General features: G+C 68.8%; 7 protein-coding genes and 1 pseudogene. 3 read left to right on the forward strand and 5 right to left on the reverse strand.

Translation table 11 applies throughout. From position 1 onward, the window contains the following. From pgk to RI841_RS11765, 4 genes are all read right to left on the reverse strand, one after another. Window positions 1-357: phosphoglycerate kinase (gene pgk, locus RI841_RS11750; RefSeq protein ID WP_310705786.1), on the reverse strand; the 357-nt coding region annotated here is incomplete at its 3' end. Between the two features lie 37 nt (window positions 358-394). Beyond that, the gene (locus RI841_RS11755) at window positions 395-1,459 is read right to left on the reverse strand and encodes a glyceraldehyde 3-phosphate dehydrogenase NAD-binding domain-containing protein (RefSeq protein ID WP_310705787.1); all 1,065 of its coding nucleotides are present in this window, start codon (window positions 1,457-1,459) and stop codon (window positions 395-397) included. 73 nt (window positions 1,460-1,532) lie between these two features. Beyond that, a complete protein-coding gene (locus RI841_RS11760) occupies window positions 1,533-2,243 on the reverse strand; it encodes an LrgB family protein (protein ID WP_310705788.1) in 711 nt (236 codons plus the stop codon). Then, a complete protein-coding gene (locus tag RI841_RS11765; RefSeq protein ID WP_310705789.1) occupies window positions 2,236-2,610 on the reverse strand; it encodes a CidA/LrgA family protein in 375 nt (124 codons plus the stop codon). Before RI841_RS11765 ends, RI841_RS11760 begins: the two co-directional genes overlap by 8 nt. Before the next feature lie 285 nt (window positions 2,611-2,895). Here RI841_RS11765 and RI841_RS11770 point away from each other — a divergent pair, with 285 nt between their 5' ends. Beyond that, window positions 2,896-3,948 carry a class I fructose-bisphosphate aldolase gene (locus RI841_RS11770; protein WP_310705790.1) on the forward strand — a complete coding sequence of 351 codons (1,053 nt, stop codon included), beginning with the start codon at window positions 2,896-2,898 and terminating at the stop codon, window positions 3,946-3,948. A 114-nt stretch (window positions 3,949-4,062) separates the two neighbouring features. Here the strand turns inward: RI841_RS11770 and tkt are convergent, their stop codons facing one another. Continuing rightward, the gene (gene tkt / locus RI841_RS11775) at window positions 4,063-6,081 is read right to left on the reverse strand and encodes a transketolase (RefSeq protein WP_310705791.1); all 2,019 of its coding nucleotides are present in this window, start codon (window positions 6,079-6,081) and stop codon (window positions 4,063-4,065) included. Between the two features lie 234 nt (window positions 6,082-6,315). Between tkt and metK the strand changes: the two genes are divergently transcribed. Together metK and RI841_RS11785 are read left to right on the forward strand one after the other, a co-directional pair. After that, window positions 6,316-7,536, forward strand: a complete 1,221-nt coding sequence (gene metK / locus RI841_RS11780; RefSeq protein ID WP_310705792.1) for a methionine adenosyltransferase — start codon at window positions 6,316-6,318, stop codon at window positions 7,534-7,536. A 93-nt stretch (window positions 7,537-7,629) separates the two neighbouring features. Further along, a pseudogene (locus tag RI841_RS11785) lies at window positions 7,630-8,661 on the forward strand (DNA ligase B); the annotation flags it as partial.

Here is an 8,661-nt window from a genome sequence, read left to right on the forward strand (position 1 = left end):
CTCCTCCTCGTGGAAGCGCACGTTCTCCAGCAGGACCACCTCGCCGTCGGCGACCTCGACTGCACTGCCGAGGTAGTCCCGGATCAGGCGGACCGGGCGACCCAGCAGCTCGCCCAGGTGCTCGGCCACCGGGGCCAGCGAGAACGCCTCGGCCGGCTCACCCTCGGTGGGACGGCCCAGGTGGCTCATCAGCATCACCCGGGCGCCGGCCGCCAGGGCAGCCTGGATGGTCGGCAGGCTGGCCCGTAGGCGGGCGTCGCTGGTCACCTTGCCGTGCTTGATGGGCACGTTCAGATCCTCTCGGATCAGCACCCGCTGGCCGTTGAGGTCGAGGTCGGTCATCTTGCGCACGTTCATGGAAACAGGTTCCTCGTCTGGGAAAGCCGAAGGGACGTCATCTGTCGGGGATGTCGGGCGGTGCCGGGGGCAGGGCGGCCAGGCGCCGGGCGACATCGAGCATGCGGTTGGCGAAGCCCCACTCGTTGTCGAACCAGCACAGCAGCTTGACCAGGCGGCCACCGGCCACCCGGGTCTGGGTGGCGTCCACGATACCCGAGCGCGGATCGTGGTTGAAGTCGACCGAGGCTACTGGCTCCTCGGTGTAGCCGAGCCGCCCGGCGAGACGGCCGCGGCTCGCCTCTACCAGCAGGGCGTTGACCGCCTCGGCCGTGGTGTCGCGGCGCACACAGATCGACAGGTCCATGGTCGAGACGTTGATGGTCGGCACCCGCACGTGCAGGCACTCGAAGCGACCGGCCAGGTGGGGCATCAGGCGGTTGATGCCGCGGGCCAGCCCGGTGTCTACCGGCACGATGGAGTGCATCGCCGAGCGGGTCAGGCGCAGGTCGGTCTGGTGGTAGGCGTCGATCACCGGCTGGTCGTTCATCGCCGAGTGGATGGTGGTGGTCACGCCGTGCTCGATTTCGAGTGCCTCGTCGAGCACGGTGAGCACCGGCACCAGGCAGTTAGTGGTGCAGGAGGCCGCGGAGATGATGCGATGGTGCGCGGCCAGGGTGTGGTCATTGATGCCGCTGACGATGGTGGCATCGACGTCGCTCTCCGCGGGCTGGGAGAACAGCAGCCGGCCGGCACCGGAGGCGAGGTGGCGCTCGGCGGTGGCACGGTTGCGAAAGCTGCCGGAGCACTCCAGCACCAGGTCGATACCGAGCTCGGCCCAGGGCAGCCTCGCCGGATCGGGCTCGCAGAGGACCCGGATGGCCCGGCCGTTGACCACCAGGCGGTCGCCCTCCACCTCCACGCTGCCGGGGAAGCGGCCATGGGTGGTGTCATAGCGGGTCAGGTAGGCGATAGTGGCGAGGTCCGAGAGCTCGTTGATCGCCACGATCTCGAGGCGTGGCTCGCCATGTGCCACGTGGTGTGACGCATCTCCCTCGACGAGGGCGCGCAGCACGCACTGGCCGATGCGACCGTAACCGTTGATGGCGATGCGAAGGGCCATGGGGTGACAGGGACTCCGGAACCGGGAAACACGAAGCGGCGATTCTAGCGCATCAGGGCCCCGGTCGTCTGCTCTACGCCCCCACCAGGTGCCAGGCGAGCGGCAGCAGGAGGGCGCTGATGATGCCGGTCAGGCTCATGCCCAGCGAGGCGAAGGCGCCGGCGACGGGGCCGATCTCGAAGGCACGCACCGTGCCCAGGGCGTGGCCGTTGAGGCCCAGAGCGAAGCCGATGATGCGCTCGTCACGGATGCCCAGCAGGCGCGCCCCCAGGCCGACGAAGCCGATGGCCACCACTCCGGTGATCAGCAGGCCGCCCATCATCAGCGAGACTGAGCCGCCGAGCTGCTCGGTGATGCCGATGGCGATGGGGGCCGTGACCGACTTGGGCGCCAGCGAGGCGAGTGTCTCCGGCGGGGCGCCGAACAGCCAGGCGATGCCCACCGCATAGGCGGCGGCGAGCAGCGCCGCCGGCGGCAGGCAGGCCAGCAGCGGTCGCCACAGGGCACGGATCTGCGGCATCTGCTGGTGCAGCGGCAACCCCAGGGCCACCGTGGCCGGACCCAGCAACAGCATCAGCCAGGCCGCCCCCCGGCGATAGTCTGCGTAATCGATGGAGAGCAAGTCCAGCACGCCCGCCAGCAACAATGAGGCGACCAGGATCGGCGGACACCAGGCGGGGGCGCCAATGGCCCTGAGCAGCCGAATGCCGGCGACATTGGCGGCCAGGGTCAGGGCGATGGCCAGGATCGGGGTGGCCAGCAGGTGGTCGAGCAACTCAGCCATGGCCGGGTTCCGTCGGGTCACCCTGCGTTTCTCCCATCAGCCGGCTTAACAGCCACAGGGTGGTGAACACGCTGAGCAGGGTGCCGCCGACCAGCGCCGTGAGGATCGCCGTCCACTGGCCGGCGAGCTCGTCGACGAGGAAGAAGACGCCCACTACCCCCGGCATGATCAGCATCGCCAGCACCGCGATCAGCGGCTGGGCCGCGGCGGCGATGTCGTCGAAGCCGCCACCGTGGAGCAGCAGCCAGGCCGTCAGCAGCAGCATGCCGACCACGCCGGCGGAGACCGGCAGCCCGGTGAGCGTCACCAGGATCTCGCCGGTCAGCAGGAAGCCCAGCAGCCAGAGGAAGCCACGCAGAGCCGGCATGGGGGTGTCCTTTTGGTAAGAGCGTTCGTGAGCAGGGTTGAGGGCGCGTCTTGGCCCCTTGAAAAGCGTCAAAGCACTCCTATTGTGCAGATTACCGGGGCGATGTCAGCTCGCGCGACGTCCCCCGCCCATCGTCACGAGGTCAAGGCGGCTTGAGCGGACGCTGACCCGCAAGCGCCTGCCCGGTGCGGGAAGGTGCTTCCATTGCATGCGTTTCGTCCTCTCGGTACGGTTTTCCCCTACGCTGGGAAGTGCGTATTCCCCGGTACCAAGGAGAGGAACGACATGAACGACATCACCAAGCTGCTGGGCAGCGAGGCCGAGACTCTGCTGGGTCACGTCTGCCGCGGCGTGCCCGCCGATACGATCCACCCCCCGGGCCCGGACTTCGTCGACCGGGTGATGGCCCAGAGCGATCGCCGCCCCAGCGTGCTGCGCAATATGCAGGCGTTGTTCGACCACGGCCGCCTGGCCGGCACCGGCTATCTCAGCATTCTGCCGGTGGACCAGGGCATCGAGCACTCGGCGGGGGCTTCCTTCGCGCCGAACCCGCGCTACTTCGACCCGGCCAACATTGTCGAGCTGGCCATCGAGGGTGGCTGCAACGCCGTGGCTTCGACCCTCGGCGGGCTGGCCAGCGTGGCGCGACGCTATGCTCACCGGATCCCGATGATCCTCAAGCTCAACCACAACGAGACACTGAGCTACCCGACGATCTATGACCAGACGCTGTTCGCCCAGGTCGAGCAGGCCTTCGACATGGGCTGCGTGGCCGTGGGGGCGACCATCTACTTCGGCTCCCACGAGAGCCGTCGCCAGATCATGGAGATCAGCGAGGCCTTCGAGCGCGCCCATGAGCTGGGCATGGTCACGGTGCTCTGGGCCTACCTGCGCAACCCGGACTTCAAGAAGGACGGCACCGACTACCACGTGGCCGCCGACCTGACCGGTCAGGCCAACCACCTGGCGGCCACCCTCAAGGCCGACATCGTCAAGCAGAAGCTGCCCGAGACCAACGGCGGCTACCGTGCCATCGGCTTCGGCCATACCCACGAACGGGTCTACAGCGAGCTGACCTCGGATCACCCCATCGACCTGGCGCGCTACCAGGTGACCAACTGCTACCTGGGCCGTGCGGGGCTGATCAACTCCGGCGGCGGCGCCAAGGGCGCCACCGACCTCGGCGAGGCGGTGCGCACCGCGGTGATCAACAAGCGTGCCGGCGGCATGGGGCTGATCTCCGGGCGCAAGGCGTTCCAGAAGCCCACGGCCGAGGGTGTCGAGCTGCTCAATGCCATCCAGGACGTCTATCTGGACGAGGCCGTCACTCTCGCCTGAGGGCGCCGGCCCCGGAGGGTCCGGACGTCGTCCGCTCTCAGGCTCAAGAACAGGCCCACGAAAAAGGGCACGGCGTGTGCCGTGCCCTCTTCTCGCCCTGCGGTGGCGCCGCGATCAGTCCTCGGCGTCGTCCAGCAGCTGCTCGGCCTCGGCCACCAGGTTCTCCACGGTGAAGCCGAAGTGCTTGAACAGGTCGCCGGCCGGCGCGGACTCGCCGAAGGTGTCCATGCCGAGGATGCGCCCCTCGAGGCCCACATACTTGTACCAGAAGTCGCGATGGCCGGCCTCGACGGCCAGGCGCGCGGTGACGGCGGTGGGCAGCACTCGCTCGCGGTACTCGGCGTCCTGGCCGTCGAAACGGTCGGTGGAGGGCATGGAGACCACGCGCACCGCGCGCCCCTGCGCCTCGAGCCGCTCGGCAGCGTCCATGGCCAGGCCAACCTCGGAGCCGGTGGCGATCAGGATCAGCTCCGGGGTGCCCTCGCTGTCATTGAGGGCACTCTCTTTTAGTACATAGCCACCGCGCTGGATGTCGGCCAGCTGCTGCCTGCTGCGCGCCTGGTGCGGCAGGCCCTGGCGGGAGAAGACCAGGGCGGTGGGGCCGGAGCGGCGCTTGATGGCGGCATCCCAGGCGGCGGCGGTCTCCACGCTGTCGCAGGGGCGCCAGGTGGCCAGGTTGGGAGTGGAGCGCAGGGCGGTCAGCTGCTCGATGGGCTGGTGCGTGGGGCCGTCCTCGCCCAGGCCGATGGAGTCGTGGGTGAAGACGTGTATGGCCTGCTTGCCCATCAGCGCCGCCATGCGCACGGCGTTGCGCATGTACTCCGAGAAGATCAGGAAGGTCGCACCGTAGGGCACGAAGCCGCCGTGCAGGGCGATGCCGTTCATGATCGCGGCCATGCCGAACTCGCGCACGCCGTAGTGCAGGTAGTTGCCGCCGGGCGCGTCGGGGCTGATCGCCTGGGCGCCCTTCCAGAAGGTCAAGTTGGAGGGGGCCAGGTCGGCACTGCCGCCGAGCAGCTCGGGCAGCTGGGGACCGAGCTCGTTGAGGCAGGCAAGCGACGCCTTGCGGCTGGCCACGCTGTCGCCCCTGGCCTGGGCGGCCTCGATCATCGCCTCGCTGGTGATGCTGGTCGGCAGGTTGCCCTTGAGGCGGCGCTGGAGTTCCCTGGCCAGCTCCGGGAAGGCCTCGGCGTAGCGCGCGAAGCGCTCCTTCCAGACGTCCTGGCGGGCCTGGCCGGCCTCGGTGGCATCCCAGCCGCGGTAGATCTCCTCGGGCACATGGAAGGGCGCGTGGGGCCAGTCGAGCTGCTGGCGGGCGGCGGCGACCTCGTCCTCACCGAGGGCGGCGCCGTGGGACTCCTCCTTGCCCTGCTTGTTGGGCGCACCGAAGCCGATGATGGTCTTGCAGATGATCAGGCTCGGGCGGTCCTCGTGGCTCTTGGCCAGCTCGATGGCGGCCTTGATCTCCTCGGGCTTGTGGCCGTCGACGTTGGGCACCACATGCCAACCATAGGCCTCGAAGCGCTTGGCGGTGTCGTCGGTGAACCAGCCCTCGACCTCGCCGTCGATGGAGATGCCGTTGTCGTCGTAGAAGGTGATCAGCTTGCCGAGCTGCTGGGTGCCGGCCAGCGAGCAGACTTCGTGGGAGATGCCTTCCATCAGGCAGCCGTCGCCGACGAAGCACCAGGTGTGGTGGTCGACGACGGTATGACCGGGGCGGTTGAACTGCGCCGCCAGGGTGCGCTCGGCGAGCGCCATGCCCACGGCGTTGGCCAGGCCCTGGCCGAGCGGGCCGGTGGTGGTCTCGATGCCCGGCGCGTAGCCGAACTCCGGGTGGCCGGGGGTCTTGGCGTGCAGCTGACGGAAGTTCTGCAGCTCCTCGAGGCCGAGCTCGTAGCCCGTGAGGTGCAGCAGGGAGTAGAGCAGCATGGAGCCGTGGCCGTTGGAGAGCACGAAGCGGTCACGATCGGGCCAGTGCGGATCGGCCGGGTTGTGGACGAGGTAGTCGTTCCACAGTACCTCGGCGATGTCGGCCATGCCCATGGGGGCGCCGGGATGGCCGGAGTTGGCCTTCTGGACGGCATCCATGGACAGGGCGCGTATGGCATTGGCCAGTTCGAAACGGGATGGCATGGTGTGCTCCTCGCCTGCGGCAGAAAAGAATGCAACGACACGGACGGGCCAAGGGGGGCGTGGCCGGACGTGACTTCTGGCTGGGTGACGCCGCGGGACGGGGCGGCGCGGTCGAATTAGGTCGTCTATTGTCGCCGACTTGCCGCCCTGCATCAAATCGTGGATGCCCGGGGGAGACGCAGCGTGTAGACTTCGCGATTGCCTATTGCCGATACAAAGAGGGCCGAGGACGCCATGAGCGAATACTCCCTGTTTACCTCCGAATCCGTCTCCGAGGGGCACCCGGACAAGATCGCCGACCAGCTCTCCGATGCGGTGCTCGACGCCATCATCGCCCGCGACAAGCAGGCGCGTGTCGCCTGCGAGACCCTGGTCAAGACCGGCGTGGCGATCGTCGCCGGCGAGATCACCACCTCAGCCTGGATCGACCTCGAGGCGCTGGTGCGCAAGGTGATCACCGGCATTGGCTACACCTCCTCGGACGTCGGCTTCGATGGCGAGACCTGCGGCGTGCTCAACCTGATTGGCAAGCAGAGCGTGGACATCGCCCAGGGCGTCGATCGCACCAAGCCCGAGGACCAGGGCGCCGGTGACCAGGGCCTGATGTTCGGCTACGCGACCAACGAGACCGACAGCTACATGCCGGCGCCGATCCATTATGCCCACCGGTTGGTGGAGCGCCAGGCCGAGCTGCGCAAGCACGGCCTGTTGCCCTGGCTGCGGCCGGACGCCAAGAGCCAGTTGACTTTCCGCTACGATGAGGCGGGCAAGCCCTGTGGGGTGGAGGCGGTGGTGCTCTCCACCCAGCACGACCCGGAGATTGACGCCGACGAGCTGCGCAAGATGGTCAGGCGCGAGATCATCGAGCAGGTGATCCCCGCCGAGTGGCTGACCGCCACCACCCAGTACCACATCAATCCCACGGGAAAGTTCGTGATCGGTGGCCCGGTCGGCGATTGCGGCCTCACCGGGCGCAAGATCATCGTCGACACCTACGGCGGCATGGCTCGCCACGGCGGCGGCGCCTTCTCCGGCAAGGACCCCTCCAAGGTCGACCGCAGCGCCGCCTATGCCGGGCGCTACGTGGCCAAGAACATCGTTGCCGCGGGGCTGGCCGACAAGTGCGAGATCCAGATCTCCTACGCCATCGGCGTGGCCGAGCCCACCTCGGTCGCCGTCAACACCTTCGGTACCGGACGCGTGGACGATGCGCGCATCATCGAGCTGGTGCGTGAGCACTTCGATCTGCGGCCCAACGCCATTACCCGGATGCTCGACCTGCTGCACCCCATGTACCAGCTGACCGCGGCCTACGGGCACTTCGGGCGTGAGCCCTTCGAGACCTCCTACACCTGGACCGATACCGTAGGAGAGGCGCATACCGAGACCTTCACGGCCTTCCCTTGGGAGAAGACCGACCGCGCCCACGCCCTGCGCCAGGCCGCCGGCCTGTAGGATATCGCCTACAGAGGATGACAGGCCCCGCTGGCAGCGCCATGCGGGGCCTGTTGCTATGGTCAGTGCAGTCCTTGCGAAGGAGCTGCCCTGATGTCCCGTACACTGGCCGGCCGGCTGCTGCTGACCCTTACCATCGCGCTCATCCCGTCCCTGGCCATGGGCTGCCCCGAGTGGTCCGGGGAGCGGGCCGAACGCGAGCTCACCGCCCTGGCCGATCGGCTGGCCGGATGGGACGCTGCCTATTATCGCCGAGGCGAATCGCCGGTCTCCGATGGCATCTATGACCAGGCCCGGGCCCGGCTCGCGGCCTGGCAGCGCTGCTTCCCCGGGGTCGGCGAGGGTGCCGCGCCCGACGACACGCGACCGGCCGGCCCGGTGCGCCATCCCGTCGTCCAGACTGGGCTCGCCAAGCTCGTCGACGAGACCGCGGTGCGTCGCTGGCTGGCGCGCCGCGACGATGTCTGGGTACAGCCCAAGGTAGACGGCGTGGCGGTGACCCTGGCCTACGAGCGGGGGCGCCTGACGAGGGCGGTCAGCCGCGGGGACGGTCATCATGGTCAGGACTGGACGGCGGCGGCACGCCACATCCCGGCGGTCCCCGAACGACTGCCGGAAGAGACCGATGCGGTCCTGCAGGGCGAGCTCCATCTGCGCCTGGCGGATCATGTCCAGGCCGAGGCGGGCACGGCCGGGGCACGCAGCGAGGTGGCGGGGTTGATGGCCCGCGATGTGCTGGAAGCTGACGCGGCAGGACGTATCGGTCTCTTCGTCTGGGACTGGCCGGATGGCCCCCGAGACATGACGGAGCGGCTCGAGGCGCTGGCCGAGCTGGGCTTCGGCGAGGCCGCCTCATTGACCCGGCCGGTGGCGACCCTGGAGGAGGTGGCTGGGTGGCGGGAGCGCTGGTATCGCAGCCCGCTGCCCTTTGCCACCGACGGCGTGGTGCTGCGCCAGGGCCGCCGGCCACCGGGGCAGGCGTGGCAGGCTGAGCCGCCGGGCTGGGCGGCGGCCTGGAAACATCCGCCTCGGGAGGCCCTGGCAGAGGTGCGCGGCGTCGAGTTCCGTATCGGCCGTACCGGTCGCATCACCCCGCTGCTGCATCTGCATCCCGTCGCGCTGGAG

Origin of the sequence: Halomonas sp., from assembly GCF_031581305.1 — a bacterium.
Taxonomy (GTDB): Bacteria; Pseudomonadota; Gammaproteobacteria; order Pseudomonadales; family Halomonadaceae; genus Halomonas.